General features: G+C 72.7%; 12 protein-coding genes. 8 read left to right on the top strand and 4 right to left on the bottom strand.

The window, feature by feature from the left end; genetic code table 11:
- Positions 1-207: 207 nt before the first annotated feature.
- From ASC82_RS21740 to ASC82_RS21730, 3 genes are all read left to right on the top strand, one after another.
- A complete protein-coding gene (locus tag ASC82_RS21740; RefSeq protein ID WP_056650596.1) occupies positions 208-1041 on the top strand; it encodes a S1 family peptidase in 834 nt (277 codons plus the stop codon).
- Positions 1042-1216: 175 nt separating this feature from the next.
- Positions 1217-2110: a S1 family peptidase gene (locus ASC82_RS21735; RefSeq protein WP_024761744.1), complete on the top strand. Its 894-nt coding sequence runs from the start codon at positions 1217-1219 to the stop codon at positions 2108-2110.
- A 105-nt stretch (positions 2111-2215) separates the two neighbouring features.
- Positions 2216-2926, top strand: a complete 711-nt coding sequence (locus tag ASC82_RS21730) for a hypothetical protein (RefSeq protein WP_056650578.1) — start codon at positions 2216-2218, stop codon at positions 2924-2926.
- On the opposite strand, the gene ASC82_RS21725 is transcribed toward ASC82_RS21730, so the two are convergent.
- Positions 2908-3810 carry an alpha/beta hydrolase gene (locus ASC82_RS21725; RefSeq protein ID WP_056650569.1) on the bottom strand — a complete coding sequence of 301 codons (903 nt, stop codon included), beginning with the start codon at positions 3808-3810 and terminating at the stop codon, positions 2908-2910. The genes ASC82_RS21730 and ASC82_RS21725 overlap by 19 nt on opposite strands.
- A gap of 224 nt (positions 3811-4034) precedes the next feature.
- Here ASC82_RS21725 and adhE point away from each other — a divergent pair, with 224 nt between their 5' ends.
- Positions 4035-6629, top strand: coding sequence for a bifunctional acetaldehyde-CoA/alcohol dehydrogenase (gene adhE, locus ASC82_RS21720; RefSeq protein WP_199862583.1), 2595 nt, complete (start codon positions 4035-4037; stop codon positions 6627-6629).
- An 89-nt stretch (positions 6630-6718) separates the two neighbouring features.
- On the opposite strand, the gene ASC82_RS21715 is transcribed toward adhE, so the two are convergent.
- Positions 6719-7660, bottom strand: a complete 942-nt coding sequence (locus tag ASC82_RS21715; protein ID WP_056650562.1) for a GNAT family N-acetyltransferase — start codon at positions 7658-7660, stop codon at positions 6719-6721.
- A 94-nt stretch (positions 7661-7754) separates the two neighbouring features.
- On the bottom strand, positions 7755-8804 hold the full coding sequence (locus ASC82_RS21710; RefSeq protein WP_056650559.1) for a hypothetical protein: 1050 nt from the start codon (positions 8802-8804) through the stop codon (positions 7755-7757).
- Positions 8805-8985: 181 nt separating this feature from the next.
- On the opposite strand from ASC82_RS21710, the gene ASC82_RS21705 reads away from it, so the two are divergent.
- The 4 genes from ASC82_RS21705 (at position 8986) to ASC82_RS21690 (ending at position 15511) form a co-directional block, all read left to right on the top strand.
- On the top strand, positions 8986-12420 hold the full coding sequence (locus ASC82_RS21705) for a DNA polymerase III subunit alpha (RefSeq protein ID WP_056650557.1): 3435 nt from the start codon (positions 8986-8988) through the stop codon (positions 12418-12420).
- Entirely contained in the window at positions 12417-13406 is a 990-nt protein-coding gene (locus ASC82_RS21700) for a DNA polymerase (protein WP_056650554.1), read from the top strand. The genes ASC82_RS21705 and ASC82_RS21700 overlap by 4 nt, the downstream gene beginning before the upstream one ends.
- Positions 13407-13735: 329 nt before the next feature.
- On the top strand, positions 13736-14614 hold the full coding sequence (locus ASC82_RS21695) for an alpha/beta fold hydrolase (RefSeq protein ID WP_056650551.1): 879 nt from the start codon (positions 13736-13738) through the stop codon (positions 14612-14614).
- A 144-nt stretch (positions 14615-14758) separates the two neighbouring features.
- Positions 14759-15511 carry a D-Ala-D-Ala carboxypeptidase family metallohydrolase gene (locus ASC82_RS21690; RefSeq protein WP_056650548.1) on the top strand — a complete coding sequence of 251 codons (753 nt, stop codon included), beginning with the start codon at positions 14759-14761 and terminating at the stop codon, positions 15509-15511.
- A gap of 6 nt (positions 15512-15517) precedes the next feature.
- On the opposite strand, the gene ASC82_RS21685 is transcribed toward ASC82_RS21690, so the two are convergent.
- Positions 15518-16546: a lytic polysaccharide monooxygenase gene (locus ASC82_RS21685; RefSeq protein ID WP_056650546.1), complete on the bottom strand. Its 1029-nt coding sequence runs from the start codon at positions 16544-16546 to the stop codon at positions 15518-15520.
- Positions 16547-16629 lie beyond the last annotated feature (83 nt).

Raw genomic sequence — 16629 nt, 5'->3', positions numbered from 1 at the left:
GCGAAAGGGCGCCCCCGGCCACGACGGCCGGGGGCGCCCGTGCGTCCGGCGGTCTTGTGCGTCCGCTCCACGGGGGTCACTATCGCTCACGGTGCATGTCAGGAACACGTCATCTGACGGCGCCTCACGGGCCCGCTACCCACGGGCCACTCCGCTTTTCCCAGAAGGAGAACTGTGAGGAGCAAAGTGAGGAACACCACCACCCGAATGCTCGCGCTCGCCGCGGGGCTCGCCGCCGTGACGGCCCTCGGACTCCCGGGTGCCCAGGCGGCCCCCGTCCCCGCCCCGGCCGGAGCGGCCCAGCTCGCCCGCGCCGACGCCGCCGTCGACGCCGCCGGGGTCGGCGGCACCGCCTGGTACGTGGACAGAGCCGCGGGCCGGGTCGTCGTCACCGCCGACTCCACCGTCACCGACGCGGGGATCGCGAAGATCCGCGCGGCGGCCGGCACCGACGCCGGAGCCCTGCGCGTCCAGCGCACCGCCGGCGTCTTCAAGCCCCTGCTCGGGGCGGGCGACGCCATCTACGGCAGCGGCTACCGCTGCTCGCTCGGCTTCAACGTGCGCAGCGGCAGCACGTACTACTTCCTCACCGCCGGCCACTGCGGCAACGTCGCCAACACGTGGTACGCCAACTCGGCGCAGTCCACCCTGATCGGCGCCACCGTGGGCTCCAGCTTCCCCGGCAACGACTACGCGCTCGTCCGCTACGACAACACCTCGCTCAGCCACACCGGTGGCTTCACCGCCGCAGACGCCTACGTGGGCGAGTCGGTCAAGCGCTCCGGCTCCACCACGGGAACCCGCAGCGGTACGGTCACGGGCCTCGACGCCACCGTCCACTACTCCGGCGGCGGCACCGTCCGCGGCATGATCCAGACCAACGTCTGCGCCGAGCCCGGCGACTCCGGGGGCGCGCTCTACGACGGCACCAAGGCGCTCGGCATCACCTCGGGCGGCAGCGGCAACTGCTCCACCGGCGGCACGACCTTCTACCAGCCGGTGCCGGAGGCCCTCGCCAAGTACAAGGTCAGCCTCTACTAGACCGCTGCAACTCCCGTTCCGGCAAGGCCTGTCGAAGGCCGTGCGACCGAAACGCGCCCTTGCGGCCGGAAGTCGTACGGCCCGAGACTCCCCCACAGCGCAGGCCCCCCGGGCCGCGCCTCACGGGCCCGGCACCCCACGGCGGGCCCCCGATTCCCCTCTGGAGGAACGAGAAGTGAGGACCACGCGCACCACCCCCACGAGAACCGTCCGGCTGCTCGCCGTCGTCGCCGGTCTCGCCGCCGCCGCGGCACTCGCCGTCCCCACCGCGAGCGCCGACTCCGCGCAGACCTTCGGCGCCGAGCGGCTCTCGGCCGCGAGCGACGCCGTGCTCGCCGCCGACGTGGCCGGCACCGCCTGGCACATCGACACCGCCACCGGGAAGGTCGTCGTCACCGCCGACTCCACCGTCTCCCCGGCCGAGATCGCCGCGATCAAGCGGCAGGCCGGCGCCGACGCCGGTGCCATCAAGGTCGAGCGGACCCCCGGCAGGTTCACCAAGCTGATCTCCGGCGGCGACGCGATCTACGCCGACGGCGGCTGGCGCTGCTCCCTGGGCTTCAACGTCCGGGACAGCGCGGGCGCCTACTACTTCCTCACCGCCGGTCACTGCACCGACGGCGCGGGAACCTGGTACTCCAACTCCTCGCGGTCGACCGTCCTCGGCACCACGGCCGGGTCGAGCTTCCCGACCAACGACTACGGCATCGTCCGCTACACCAACTCCACGGTCACCAAGTCCGGCACCGTCGGCAGCGTGGACATCACCAGCGCCGCCAACGCGACCGTCGGCATGTCGGTCACCCGCAGGGGCTCCACCACCGGCACCCACAGCGGCTCGGTGACCGGCCTCAACGCCACCGTCAACTACGGCGGCGGGGACATCGTCTACGGCATGATCCGCACGAACGTCTGCGCCGAGCCGGGCGACTCCGGCGGCCCGCTGTACTCCGGCAGCCGGGCCATCGGCCTCACCTCGGGCGGCAGCGGCAACTGCTCCTCGGGCGGCACGACCTTCTTCCAGCCGGTGACGGAGGCGCTGAGCGCGTACGGGGTCAGCGTCTTCTAGGCGCCCCCTGGCCTTCGCGGGCCCGTGCGGAGCACCATGGTCACAGTCGAGGCACCCGGCCGCACTCCGGCCGGGTGCCTTCCGCGACCATGGGGGGAGTCGTACGTGAGCGTCGTCAGGAACGGTGGGCCGATACCCGCCTCCGATGCCCAACGACGGGTGCGCCGAAGCCCGTTGCTCTTCACGGCGCCGATCGTGCTCCTCGTGCTGCTGACGCTGGTGCTGGGCTGGGAGATCGTCCGGGCCAACATGTCGGCGGAGGCGCGGACCGATTGGCCCTGGCGGCTCCAGGTGCTCGACATGGAGCCGCTGGGCAGCCTCCTCGCGGTGGCGGCCGGCGCGGTCCTCGCCCGGGCCCAGTACGCCCGTACCGTACGGCCGTTCCTCGGCTGGCGGTCGGACTGGTCCGCCGGGAATCTGCGGGGCGGCGTGCCCGAGTGGCAGGTCGGCCTGCTCAACGGCGGCTCGCACACGGTGATGGTGGAGGAGTACGCCTGCCTGGTCGTCCTGCGGGGCGAGCCCGGGCCCACCGCCGCGCCGTGGACGGACGTCCAGGGCGCGGCGGCGGTGCTGACCGCGGCCGGGCTCACCGCGGGCGAGGACTTCCAGCTGGTCATGGTGGGCAACTTCCCGCTCGTGGGCACGGGAACCTACGAGACGATGATGCTGGGGGCGTTCTCCCAGCGCTTCGTCGACCGGGTCGAGGCCCTGTACCTCAAAGTCCGGGTGGCCGACACCGTGGGCGACAGCCACGAGCGGATCCTGGACGCGCTCAAGGGCGCGCGGTCGAGCGCGTATCAGCGCCCGGCCCCCTGACCGTCCGCCCGCTCGCACCACGCGAGGGCCTCGGGCAGCGCGTACTGGGCGGCGAAGTGACCGGCGTCCGGTACGAGGACGAGCTCGGCCCCCGGGATCCGCCCGGCCAGCCAGCGGGTGTGACCGACGGGGGAGAAGGCGTCGTCGAGGCCGTGCCACAGCAGGACGGGCACGGTGACCGCGGCGACGTCGAAGCCCCACGGGCGGACGAAGGCCAGGCAGTCGTCCAGCCAGCCGTGGTGGGAGACGCGCAGCGCCTCGCGGTAGGTGCGCAGCAGCACCGTGCGCACCCGCGGATCCTCGACGACCGGCAGGTCGTGCGGGGAGAGCTCGGCCCGCAGATCCTCGATCAGCCGGGCCGGGTCCCGCCGGATCGCGGCGGCGCGGGCCGCGAGGTCCCGGTCGAGGCCGCCGGGGTCCCGGCCGTCCAGGTGGGCGTGGGCCCGGCCGTACTCCTCGACGTTGAACGGGGTCATGTCGCCGAGCCAGTCGAGGCCGGCCGCGTCCGGGGGAGCGAGCCCCACCAGGACGGCGGCCGCCCGGACCCGGTCGGGCAGCAGGGCGGCGCAGGCGAGCGCGTGGGGGCCGCCGCCGGACCGGCCGACGACGGCGAAGCGGTCCACGCCGAAGGCGTCGGCGACGGCGGCCGCGTCCCGGGCGGCGTCGGCGACCAGGCGGCCGGGGCTGCGGTCGGAGTCCCCGTACCCGGGGCGGTCGTAGGAGAGGAAGCGGACGCCGGGGTGCCGGTCGGCGGTGTCGGGCAGCGCCGTGCCGAGGCGGGTGCCGGGCGTCCCGTGGAACAGCAGTACGGGGGTCCCCGAGGGGTTCCCCCATTCCTCGGCCACCAGGAGGCGGCCGTCGTCGGTGCGCACTCGTTTTCCCATGGCCCGGGAGCGTAGTGGCGAAATTCTTGTGAAAGTTTTCACAAGCTCTCAAGGGGCTTTGGTCCCGAGGTATCCACGCAGGTCACGGGTGGTTCTGTGGGCTTCATGTCGATCTTCGAAGGTCTTTCGTCCTGATCGCCGAGGGCTTTCTCGGACCCTTTTCGGCCACCCTCGGGTGTCGAATGAAGACAACGGAAAAAGGGACCGATGAAGGAGTACCCGCCATGGAGGCCAAGGAGATGGTGGACGGACTGGTCCGGGGCGCGCTCGCGGCGCTCGACCGGTTCGAGACCTTCGACCAGGAGCAGGTCGACCACATCGTGAAGAAGGCCTCGCTCGCCGCGCTGAGCGCGCACGGCGAACCGGCGAAGCTCGCCGTCGAGGAGACCGGGCGCGGCCTCTTCGAGGACAAGGCCGTCAAGAACCTCTTCGCCTGCGAGCACGTCACCCACTCGATGGCCGGCCTGAAGACCGCCGGGGTCATCCGCCGCGACGAGCTGAACGGCATCACCGAGATCGCCGAACCCGTCGGCGTCGTCTGCGCGATGACCCCCGTCACCAACCCCACCTCGACGACGGTCTTCAAGGCGCTCATCGCCCTCAAGACCCGCAACCCCATCGTCTTCGCCTTCCACCCCTCCGCGCAGAAGTGCTCGGCCGAGGCCGCCAGGATCGTCCGCGACGCCGCCGTCGCCGCCGGGGCGCCCGAGGACTGCGTGCAGTGGGTCGAGGAGCCCTCCATGGAGGCCACCGGCCTCCTCATGAACCACGAAGGCGTCTCCACCATCCTCGCCACCGGCGGCAACGCGATGGTCAGGGCCGCCTACTCGTGCGGCAAGCCCGCCCTCGGCGTCGGCGCCGGAAACGTCCCCGCGTACGTCACCCGGAGCGGCAGGCTCCAGCGCGCCGTCCACGACATCGTGCTCTCCAAGGCCTTCGACAACGGCATGATCTGCGCCTCCGAGCAGGCCGTGATCCTCGACGAGGAGGTGTACGAGGAGGGCATCGCCGAGTTCGAGCGGCTCGGCGCCTACGTCGTCACCGCCGCCGAGAAGACCAAGCTGGAGGAGTACGTCTTCGGCACCACCGCCTACGCCACCAACTGCGGCGGAGCCAGGCTCAACGCGGCCGTCGTCGGCAAGTCCCCGCGGTGGATCGCCGAACAGGCCGGCTTCGAGGTCCCCGAGAACACCTCGATCCTCCTCGCCGAATGCGCCGAGGTCGGCGAGGGCGAACCGCTGACCCGCGAGAAGCTCTCCCCGATCCTGGCCGCCCTCAGGGCCGACTCCACCGAGCACGGCCTCGAACTCTCCGCCCGCATGGTCGAGTTCCACGGCCTCGGCCACAGTGCCGCGATCCACACCGAGGACGAGGAGCTCGCCGAGGAGTTCGGCAAGCGCGTCAAGGCGATCCGCGTCATCGTCAACGCCCCCTCCACCTTCGGCGGCATCGGCGACGTCTACAACGCCTTCCTGCCCTCGCTCACGCTCGGCTGCGGCTCGTACGGACACAACTCCGTGTCGAACAACGTCACCGCGGTCAACCTGATCAACGTCAAGCGGATCGGACGGCGCAACACCAACATGCAGTGGTACAAGGTTCCGCCGAAGATCTACTTCGAGCGCAATGCCATCCGCTACCTCGGCGAGATGGAGGGCCTGAAGAGGGTCACGATCGTCACCGACCGGACCATGGGCGAGATCGGCTTCGTCCAGAAGGTCACCGACATCCTCAACGGCCGCGAGGAACCGGTCGTGATCCAGGTCATCGACTCCGTCGAGCCCAACCCCGAGCTCGCCACCGTCCAGGCCGGCGCCGCCGCCATGCGGGAGTTCCGCCCGGACACCATCGTCGCCCTCGGCGGCGGCTCCCCGATGGACGCGGCGAAGATCATGTGGCTGATGTACGAGCGGCCCGAGGTCGAGTTCGCGGACACGAAGGAGAAGTTCTTCGACATCCGCAAGCGCGCCTACCGCTTCCCGAAGCTGGGGGAGAAGGCGAAGCTGGTCGCGATCCCGACCACCTCGGGCACGGGCAGCGAGGTCACCCCCTTCGCGGTGATCTCCGACCCCGAGGCCGCGCAGAAGTACCCGCTCGCCGACTACGCGCTCACCCCCGACGTCGCCATCGTCGACCCGGTCCTTCCGCTGCACCTCCCGGCCACCGTCACCGCCGACTCCGGCTTCGACGCCCTGACCCACGCCACCGAGGCGTACGTCTCCGCCTACGCCAACGACTTCACCGACGGCCAGTGCCTCCAGGCGATCAAGCTGATCTTCCGGAACCTGGAGACCTGCGTGACGCAGGGCGCCAAGGCGCCCGAGGCCCGCGAGAAGATGCACAACGCGTCCACCATCGCCGGCATGGCCTTCGCCAACGCCTTCCTCGGCCTGGTCCACGCCATGGCCCACACCCTCGGCAACACCTTCCACGTCGCCCACGGCCGCACCAACGCGCTGCTGCTCCCGCACGTGATCCGCCACAACGGCACCGTCACCCACAAGGCCGTGCCGTGGCCGAAGGCCGAGGTCTACCGGGCCCCCGAGCGCTTCCAGGAGATCGCGCGGATGCTCGGCCTGCCGGCCGCGACGCCGGAGGAGGGCGTGGAGTCCTACGCCCGCGCCGTCGAGGAGCTCCGAGAGCGGTGCGGCATCCCCGCCTCCTTCCAGGAGGAGGGCGTCGACGAGGCGGCCTTCCTGGAGGCCCTGCCGCAGCAGGCCATGAACGCCTACGCCGACCAGTGCGCGCCGGCCAACCCGCGGATGCCGATGATCGACGACATGAAGGAACTGATGACCCGGGCGTACTACGGCAAGTAGCCGCCGCACGCCGTACGTCGCACGCCGTACGGATGCGAAGGCCGCCCCGCGCGAGGAAGCGCGGGGCGGCCTTGTGTCGCGTGTACGTCTCAGAGGGAGCGGGCGAACTCCAGCCGGTCGGCGAAGTTCACGTACCCGGCCCGTTCGAAGGCCTTGGCCATCGCCACGTTCGCGGCGTCGCAGTCGCCGCGGATCTCCGTGGCCCCGGCGGCGGCCAGGACGCGCGTGCCCCGGACGACGACGGAGGTGGCGTACCCCTTGCCGCGGTGGGCGGGCGTGACGCCGACGAAACCGATCACCGCGACGCTGGGGTTCTCGGCGGGGAGGCTGATCACGGCGACGGTGCCGTCCGCGTCGTAGCCGAGCTCCCACCACTCGGGCTCGTACTTCAGCTCGGCCGTCTCCTCGAAGAGGAGCTCGGCCGCGCGGCGGGCGCCGTGCTGCCGTACGTCGGCCGCGAGCCGGGCGTCGGCGGTGTCCGCGAGCAGCTCGGCGAGGGCCGCGACGAAGGGCTCGCGGCCGAGCTCGGCGAGCGAACGGAAGGTCAGCCGGGGGTCGTCGGCGGGCTGCCCGCCCGGTGCGCCGGGGGTGCCGAGGCTGAACCGGCGGCCGTCGCGGACCACGCCGTAACCGGACGCCCGCAGCAGCTCGCCCCGGCGCTCCGGGTTCCGCTGGAACTGCGGGGCCTGGGCGGGGGAGTCGACGACGTGCTCCAGCTCCTTCGCGCCCAGCTCCCGGGCCTTGGCGGCCGCCGCGTCGAGCAGGGCCGCCGCGGTCTCCGGGGCGTCCTCCGGTACCTCGAACAGTACGAAGGCGAGAGGGACTTCGTGCCCCGGGATGGTCCACAGCACCACGCTGCCGGTGAGCCGCCCGTCACCGTCCTCGGCGACCAGGCACCACTCGGGCCTGGTGCACGCGCTGTCGAGGAGCTGGGCGAGGTACGCGCGGGTGGCGGCGTTGCGCTCGGGGTCGTCGGGGTGTTCGACCAGGGCGGGAAGTTCGTCGGGACGGGCGGAGCGGACCAATGTCACAGAGAACCTTGTCAGTTCGGGGATCGGTGGGCGATGCCCCGTGAGGGTATGGGGTGCGTGCGCCGGTGACCAGTCATTTTCGAGCACTCGCCGCTCAGCGGGCCGGGGCCTCGCCCGTGGCGTCGACTTCCGTGGCGATCGGCTCCGCATCGGGCTTGCGCTTCAGCGAGGACATCACCAGGGTGACCACCGAGCCGACGACCGCCCAGGCCGAGAGGACCAGCATCGAGCCGGTCATGTCGTTGCCCTTGAAGTACGCGATCGAGCGCGCCGCCCAGGTGCCCGCGCCCGGCGGCAGCCACGGACCGATCGCCTCCCAGAACGGGGGCAGCATCGGCAGCGGGAAGGCACCGCCCGCGCTCGGGTTGCCCGCGACCACGATGAGGAGGATCGCCAGGCCGATGCCGACGATCCCGAAGACCGACTGCAGGGCGAGGGTGGCGGCGCCGACGGCGAAGACGACCAGGGTGCCCAGACCCCACAGGGCGGCGACGCTGCCGGGCAGGGCGCCCAGGATCGGGCCGACGATGATCGCGCCGCCGAGGCCGCCGAGGACCGCGTAGAGCGCGAGGACGCCGAGGCGGATGATCGCGCGCTCGCGGTTCGCGGGCCGGGAGCCCGCGCTGATCGCCAGGATCGCGGCGCAGATGTAGCCGCCGACGCACCAGCCGACGACGAGGTAGAAGGCGGAGAGTCCGTCGAAGTCCTCCGCGGACGCGGGGGCCACGTCGACCGTCCGCACGGTGCGCTGCTGGGTCGCCTCGACCTTGGTGAAGATCGCCTCCAGGGCGGAGGAGAGGACGGTGCCGCCGCCGGAGGCGACGAGCAGGGTGTCGGTGCGGCCGGTGGGGTCGACGACGAGGGCCCCGTCGATGTCCCGGTTCAGGATCTGCTCCCGGGCCTCGGCCTCGTCGGTGACGGTCCTCGGGTCGATCGGCGCGCCGGGGAGCTTCTCCAGCTGCCCGACGAGCCGGGCGGAGACCTGTGGGGGAGCGACGACGCCGAAGGGCACGTCCCTCGGCTTCGGGTGGTGCAGGGCCCCGACGTACGAGGTGATGAACAGGAGCTGGAGGGCGAAGACGCCGACGACGAGCAGGGCGGCTCGGGGGGTGACGGCGCTTTTCAGTTCATCGACGAGACTCATGCCCCCCAGGTTCCGGGGCGAAGGGTGTTTCCGCAGGTGGGAGGGGGCCGAATGGCTGACTCGGAGAGCGGTGGGGTGTCACCCGTGCGGGTTATCGTACGCACGTTCGAAATGAGTTAGGGTGGGAGCGAGGGGGTGGGAACGTACGTACGAATTCGATGCGGGAGCCGGGAGGTGCGCCATGCCGGGATTCACGCACCTGCACACCGCGTCGGGCTACTCCCTGCGCTACGGCGCCTCCCACCCCGAACGACTGGCCGCGCGTGCCGCCGAGCGCGGCATGGACGCGCTCGCCCTGACCGACCGCGACACCCTCGCGGGCACGATCCGCTTCGCCAAGGCGTGCGCGAAGGTGGGGGTCCGCCCGCTGTTCGGCGTGGACCTCGGGTACGAGCCGACGGTGCGGGAGCGGACGTCCGGCGGCCCGCAGGACGTCCGGCGCGCGCCCGTCCGCGGCGGGGCCTTCGTCGACGAGTCCGCGCCCCGCGCCCTCTTCCTCGCCCGCTCCCGCACCGGCTGGGCCTCCCTCTGCGCGATGATCACCGCCGCCCACGCCGGGGGAGCGGAGCGGCCCCTGCTGCCCTGGTCCGCCCTGTGCGACGACGACGTCTTCGTCCTGCTCGGCCCCGAGTCCGACGTCGGCCGCGCCCTCGCCGCCGGCCGCCCCGACCGGGCCGCCCGGCTGCTCGCCCCCTGGCGCGAGCGGTACGGCGACGCGCTGCGCCTCGCGGCCGTCGACCACGGCCGCACCGGCACCGGGCCCGGCTCCCTGCGGCTCGCCGCCCGTACCGTCGGCTTCGCCGCCGAGCAGGGCGTCCTGCCGGTCATCGACAACGCCGTCCGGTACGCCGACCCCGGCCAGGGCCCGGTCGCCGACGTCCTCGACTCCGCCCGCCGTCTCGTCCCCGTCGACCCCCGCAAGGAGCTCGACAGCGGCGAGGCCTGGCTCAAGGGCGCCGGCGAGATGCTGGCCGCCGCCGAGCGGATCGTCGAGGCCGCCGGCTTCCGCCGGGACACCGCCCACCGGCTCCTCGAACGGACCGCGGCGGTCGCCGCCGCCTGCCTGGTCGACCCCGAGGACGACCTCGGCATCGGCTCCGCCCACTTCCCCGAAGCGCACCTCGTCGGCGCCGAGCACCGCACCGCCCAGCGCGTCCTCACCTCCCGGGCCGCCGCCGGCATGATCCTCAAGGGGTACGAGAAACGGGGCGCCTACTGGGACCGGATGCACCGCGAACTGGATGTCATCGCCCACCACCGGTTCGCCACCTACTTCCTGACGGTCGCCCAGGTCGTCGACGACGTCCGGGGCATGGGGATCCGGGTCGCCGCCCGCGGCTCCGGCGCCGGCTCCCTCGTCAACCACCTCCTCGGCATCGCCCACGCCGACCCGGTCGAGCACGGCCTCCTGATGGAACGCTTCCTCTCCAAGCGCCGCATCGCCCTGCCCGACATCGACATCGACGTGGAGTCCGCCCGCCGCCTGGAGGTCTACCGGGCGATCATCGGCCGCTTCGGCACCGCGCGCGTCGCCACCGTCTCCATGCCCGAGACCTACCGGGTCCGCCACGCGGTACGGGACGTGGGCGCGGCCCTCTCCCTGGACCCCGCCGAGACCGACCGGATCGCCAAGGCCTTCCCGCACATCCGCGCCCGCGATGCCCTCGCCGCCCTCGACGAACTGCCCGAACTGCGCGAACTCGCGGGCGAGCGAGAGAAGTTCGGAAAGCTCTGGGAGCTGGTCGAGGCCCTCGACGCGCTCCCACGCGGCACCGCCATGCACCCCTGCGGGGTCCTGCTCTCGGACGCCTCGCTGCTCACCCGTACCCCCGTGGTGCCCACCAGCGGCGAGGGCTTCCCCATGTCCCAGTTCGACAAGGAGGACGTGGAGGACCTCGGGCTGCTCAAGCTCGACGTCCTCGGGGTGCGGATGCAGTCCGCGATGGCCCATGCCGTCGCCGAGGTCGAGCGGGCCACCGGCACCCGCCCGGACATCGACGCCGTCCCGGAGGGCGACCCCGAGACGTACCGGCTCATCCGCTCCACCGAGACCCTCGGCTGCTTCCAGATCGAGTCGCCGGGCCAGCGCGACCTGGTCGGCCGGCTCCAGCCCGCGACCTTCCACGACCTCGTCGTCGACATCTCGCTCTTCCGGCCGGGCCCGGTCGCCGCCGACATGGTCCGCCCCTTCATCGAGGCCCGGCACGGCCGCGCCCCCGTCCGCTACCCGCACCCCGACCTGGAGGAGACCCTGCGGGAGACGTACGGCGTGGTCGTCTTCCACGAGCAGATCATCGAGATCGTGCGGATCATGACCGGCTGCGGCCGCGACGAGGCCGACCAGGTGCGGCGCGGGCTCTCGGACGCCGAGTCGCAGGGGCGGATCAAGCTCTGGTTCGCCCGGGAGGCCTCCGCGCGCGGATACGGGGACGAGGTCGTCGCCCGTACCTGGGAGATCGTCGCGGCCTTCGGCTCGTACGGCTTCTGCAAGGCGCACGCCGTCGCCTTCGCCGTGCCGACGTACCAGTCCGCCTGGCTCAAGGCGCACCACCCGGCCGCCTTCTACGCCGGGCTGCTCACCCACGACCCCGGCATGTACCCGAAGCGGCTGCTGCTCGCGGACGCGCGGCGGCGGGGGGTGCCGGTGCTGCCGCTGGACGTGAACAGGTCGGCGGTCGCTCACCGTATCGAACTGGTGTCTGATTCTCCTGTGCGGTGGGGGCTCCGGCTGGGCCTCGTCGACGTGCACGGCATCAGCGAGGCCGAGAGCGCCCGCATCGAGGCCGGGCAGCCGTACGCCTCCCTCCTCGACTTCTGGGAGCGGGCCCGCCCCCGCACCCCCGTCGCCGAACGGCTCGCCCAGGTAGGCGCGTTGGACGCCTTCGGCGCCAACCGCCGCGACCTTCTGCTCCACCTCACCGAACTCCGGCGCATCCACCGGGGAGCCGCCTCCCACGGCGGTCAACTCCCGCTCGCCCAAGGCGGGAAGACCGCCCCCGTCGGCCTGCCCGACCTCGACGACACGGAACGCCTCAGCGCCGAGCTCGGCATCCTCGGCATGGACGCCTCCCGCCACCTCATGGACGACCACCACGCCTTCCTCCGCGAACTCGGCGTCGTCTCCGCCCAGCGGCTCCGCGACACCCCCCACGGCAGGACCGTCCTGGTCGCGGGTGCCAAGGCCGCCACCCAGACCCCGCCGATCCGCTCCGGGAAGCGGGTCATCTTCAGCACGCTCGACGACGGCACCGGCCTGGTCGACCTGGCCTTCTTCGACGACGCCCACGAGCGCTGCGCCCACACCGTCTTCCACTCCTGGCTGCTCCTGGTCCGGGGCGTGGTGCAGCGGCGCGGCCCGCGCAGCCTCAGCGTGGTCGGCTCGGCCGCCTGGAACCTCGCCGAACTGGTCGAACTGCGGGCGTCCGGCGGCCTGGAGGCGGTGGGGGCGCGGCTCGCGGAGCCCGCGCCGGCCGGTGGGGACGGCGACTCCGGCCGCCGCATCGCGATGTCCACCGGCTACGAGATGAACCCCTGGGCGGACCTCAAACCGGCCGGCGAAGGCGCGACGGCGCCGCCCAGGAAGCTCTGGCACAGCAGCCCGGGGAGCGCGGGATGATCCTCTGCGTACGCTTCCGCCTCGAACCGGCCGGGGAGGCCCTGCTTCCCCGACTGATGGAACTCCTGGGCGAGTTCACCCCGACCGTCGAGGCCGCCCCGCCCTCCGAGGCGCTCGCCGAAGTGCGCGGCGCGCTGCGCTACTTCGACTGGAGCCCCACCGAGCTCGCCTCGGTGATCCGGGTCAGGGCGCTCGCCCTGTACGGCGTCGACTGCGTCATCGGCGCCGGGCCCAACCCCATGCTGGCCCGGATGGCGGCCCGCGAGGCCCGGCCCGGCGTCACCCTCGTCGTCGAGGACCCGGCCGCCTTCCTCCGCGACCGGCCGGTCGTCGCGCTCGACGGCGTCGGCCGCGCCACCGCCCGCACCCTCTGCGGCTACGGGCTCGACTCCGTCGGCCGGGTCGCCGACGCGCCGCTCGCGGTGCTCCAGCGGCTCGTCGGCGCGCGGACCGGCCGCGAGCTGTGGGAGCGGGCGCGGGGCGTCGACCGCACCCCCGTCGCCCCGAACGCGGTCTCCCTCCCCCACAGCTCAACGCGTGGGGGGACCCCCATGCTGGCGGCCGAGCGCTCCTTCCCGCACGACGAGATCGACCGTACGGAACACCGCAAGGCCCTCCTCGCGCTCGCCGGCGAACTCGGCGCCCGGCTGCGGACGGAGGGGCAGGTGTGCCGCTCGCTCGCGCTCACCGTGCGGTACGCGGACCGGAGCACGACGACGCGGAGCCGCACCCTGTCCGAGGCGACCGCCCACTCGGCGGCGCTCGGCTCCCTCGCGTACGCGCTCCACGACTCCCTCGGCCTCCAGCGGGCCCGGGTGCGGGGGATCACGCTGCGCGCCGAGGGGCTGACGGGCGCCGAAGGGGCCGCGTACCAGCTGTCCCTGGATCCGGCGGACGAGAAGGCGCGGCGGATCGAGGCGGTGGCGGACCGGGCGCGGGCGAAGTTCGGGCCGAGGGCGGTGCTGCCGGGTTCGCTGGCGGCCTGAACTCGCCGATCACGCGCCCGCATGACGACACATCACTTTTTACCGACGCGTAACTTCCCAGCCGAGGCTACCCGTGCGTAGCTTTGGCTGAAGCGCATCCCCACTTGTGGTCCGGACCGCAGGGCTTAGGGGGTGTCTTGCCGATCATGCCGGGCTCGCGGGGCCTGGTGCCGCGCCTCGCCGCGTTGTCGTCGGTCGCCATGGCTCCGCCATGACTCCCTCCTCCGCCTTGCGATGCACGGCACCAGGTCCCGCTCCCTGATCAGGCCTGACCGGCAAGACACCCCCAGCACCCCCACCTTCCCCTTGAGCCGCAAGGAGATCGCCCGATGCTGCCCCGGAAGTCCTGGAAGCACGCCGTCAGAGCGCTGTCCGTCCTGCTGCTGACCGCCGCCGCCACGCTCGCCCCCACCACCGCCGCCTCCGCCCAGACGGAGACCGCCGCCTCCAGCCGTGGCTGGAACGACTGGTCCTGCAAGCCCTCCGCCGCACACCCCCGCCCGGTCGTCCTCGTCCACGGCACCCTCGGGAACTCCGTCGACAACTGGCTCGTCCTCGCGCCCTATCTGGTCAACCGCGGCTACTGCGTCTTCTCGCTCGACTACGGCCAGCTGCCGAACGTGCCCTTCTTCCACGGCCTCGGCCCCATCGCGAAGTCCGCCGAGCAGCTCGACGCGTACGTCGACCGGGTCCTCGCCGCGACCGGCGCCCCCGAGGCGGACCTCGTCGGGCACTCGCAGGGCGGCATGATGCCCCGCTGGTACCTCAAGTTCCTCGGCGGGGCCGAGAAGGTGAACACGCTCGTCGGGATCGCCCCCGACAACCACGGCACCACCCTCCTCGGCCTCACCAAGCTCCTGCCGTACTTCCCCGGGGCCGAGGACCTGATCAGCTCCGCGACCCCCGGCCTCGCCGACCAGATCGCCGGCTCGGCCTTCATCACGAAGCTCAACGAGGGCGGGGACACGGTCCCCGGGGTCCGCTACCACGTCATCGCGACCCAGTACGACGAGGTGGTCACCCCGTACCGCTCGCAGTTCCTGTCCGGCCCGAACGTCACCAACGTCCTCATCCAGGACAAGTGCGCGCTCGACCTCTCCGAGCACGTGGCGATCGGCACGGTGGACCGGGTCACCTTCCACGAGGTGGCCAACGCCCTCGACCCGGCCCACGCGACCCCGACCACCTGCCTCTCGGTGATCGGCTAGGGAAGGCCTCCAGGGGCGGTCCCGCCATTGGTCCGCCCTATGGCGCCGGTCAGGCATGGTTGACGCGCGTCGACGCGACGGCCAGTCTCGGGGGTGGCCCGGCTCCACGGGCCACCCCCGGTCCTGTGAGGCAATGGAGGCTCGATGCCCCGACGCACCGCACGTTCCCCGTTCGTCCGCCTACTTCTCTCGATTGTCATGCTCATGGCGTCCGTGGTGGGCGGGGTGGTGGCGACCGCCGGCACCGCTCACGCGGACGGCTGCTACACCTGGTCGCGCACCCTCTCCGAGGGAGCCTCCGGCGCCGATGTGACGCAACTGCAGATCCGGGTCGCCGGCTACCCCGGCTACGGCGCCGTCCTCGCGATCGACGGAGCCTACGGCCCCGGGACCGCCGCGGCCGTCAAGCGCTTCCAGTCCGCCTACGGACTGGCCGCCGACGGTGTCGCGGGCCCCGCGACCTTCAGCAAGATCTACAGCCTCCAGGACGACGACTGCACACCCCTCCACTTCACCTACGCCGAGCTGAACAATTGCAACACCACCTGGGCGGGCGGCGCGGTCAGCGCGGCCACCGCCAAGTCCAACGCGCTGCGCACGATGTGGAAGCTGGAGGCCCTCCGGCACGCGCTCGGCGACCAGTCGATCCGGGTCACCAGCGGCTTCCGCAGCCAGGCCTGCAACGACGCGGTCGGCGGAGCCGCGTCGAGCCGCCACCTCTACGGCGACGCGGCCGACCTCGGCTCCGGACCCCACTCGCTGTGCCGCCTCGCCCAGCAGGCCCGCAACCACGGCTTCAACGGCATCCTCGGGCCCGGCTACCCCGGGCACAGCGACCACACCCACGTCGACCACCGCCCCAGCCGCTTCTGGTCCGCTTCCGGCTGCGGCATCTGACACCCCCTAGCGCCGGCTGCGGCGCTTCCGGGTCGTCCCGAAGAGCACGGCCGCACCGAGCGCGAGCACGGCGGCGCCACCGACCGCGACGTACGGGGTGGTGGCGTCGCCGCCGGTCTCCGCCAGCTCCACACCGGACTCCGAACCCGCCGCGGGAGCGGGCGCGTTGGGCGCCGGGGTGGTGGTCTCGGCGGCCTCGGCGGCCGGCTTCGTGGCCGGAGCGGCCGTGGCGGGGGCGGCCGTCGTGGGGGCGGCCGTCGCGGGCGCCGCCGCCGTCTCCTCCGCACCGGTCGCGTGGTCGGCGTCCCCGTGCCCGCCGTGCTCCACGGAGGACTCGTCCTTCCCGTCCTCGATCTGCTCCTCGCTCGGCGCGGAGGCCGTCGGCGCCGGAGCGGTCCCGCCGGACTCCTCCCCGAACACCACGTCGGAGCAGGTGTAGAACGCCTCGGGGGAGTCCGAGCGCTGCCAGATCGAGTAGATCAGATGCCGGCCGGACTTCTTCGGCACCGTCCCCTCGAAGACGTAGTCGCCGTTCTCCATCCGCGGGTCGGTCACCGTCGCGAACGGCTTCGCCTCCAGGTCCGACCACGCCAGCGGCTTCGACGGGTCGTACCCGTCCTTCGTCACGTACAGCTCGAACGAACCCCGGTGCGGAGCCGTCCCCTTGTAACGGAAGGTGTGCGCCCCGGAGGCCAGCCGGCTCGCGGGCCAGTCGGCCCGCGCCAGGTCGAGGCCGCGGTACTTGTCGTTGGCCGCGCTGCACAGCTTGCCGTCCGGGATCAGCTCCCGGTGCTTCCCGGCGGCGTTCGCGATGTTCACCGCGTTCCAGTCGTAGAACGCCTGGGTCCCGCTCGCCGCCACCGCGGCCTTGCAGGCCGCCGACCGCGGCGCCTCGGGCCCCTCCGCGTAACAGGCCGACACCCGGCTCACCGGGTCCGTCATCGACCCGTGAGCGAACGCGGGCGCGGAGGCGAGCCCGGACAGGCCCAGCAGCGCGGTGGCGGTGACGGCCGCGGCCGTACGGCGAGAAGTCATGGGGGGACAGCTCCTTCACGAGGGTGAGCGTGGGGGGTTGGCAAGGAAGCTAGCCGCCCGGACCCGCGAAAAAGCCGGTGGAG

It is taken from the genome of Streptomyces sp. Root431, assembly GCF_001426585.1.
Lineage (GTDB): Bacteria > Actinomycetota > Actinomycetes > Streptomycetales > Streptomycetaceae > Streptomyces > Streptomyces stackebrandtii.
Note: the sequence above shows the minus strand (reverse complement) of the source record. Positions and strands in the feature narration are given on the sequence as shown.

Coding starts and splice junctions, on each gene's coding strand:
- ASC82_RS21740 (WP_056650596.1), top strand. CDS start 208: ATGCTCGCGCTCGCCGCGGGGCTCGCCGCCGTGACGGCCCTCGGACTC.
- ASC82_RS21725 (WP_056650569.1), bottom strand. CDS start 3,810: ATGGGAAAACGAGTGCGCACCGACGACGGCCGCCTCCTGGTGGCCGAG.
- adhE (WP_199862583.1), top strand. CDS start 4,035: ATGGAGGCCAAGGAGATGGTGGACGGACTGGTCCGGGGCGCGCTCGCG.
- ASC82_RS21710 (WP_056650559.1), bottom strand. CDS start 8,804: ATGAGTCTCGTCGATGAACTGAAAAGCGCCGTCACCCCCCGAGCCGCC.
- ASC82_RS21705 (WP_056650557.1), top strand. CDS start 8,986: ATGCCGGGATTCACGCACCTGCACACCGCGTCGGGCTACTCCCTGCGC.
- ASC82_RS21700 (WP_056650554.1), top strand. CDS start 12,417: ATGATCCTCTGCGTACGCTTCCGCCTCGAACCGGCCGGGGAGGCCCTG.
- ASC82_RS21695 (WP_056650551.1), top strand. CDS start 13,736: ATGCTGCCCCGGAAGTCCTGGAAGCACGCCGTCAGAGCGCTGTCCGTC.
- ASC82_RS21690 (WP_056650548.1), top strand. CDS start 14,759: ATGCCCCGACGCACCGCACGTTCCCCGTTCGTCCGCCTACTTCTCTCG.
- ASC82_RS21685 (WP_056650546.1), bottom strand. CDS start 16,546: ATGACTTCTCGCCGTACGGCCGCGGCCGTCACCGCCACCGCGCTGCTG.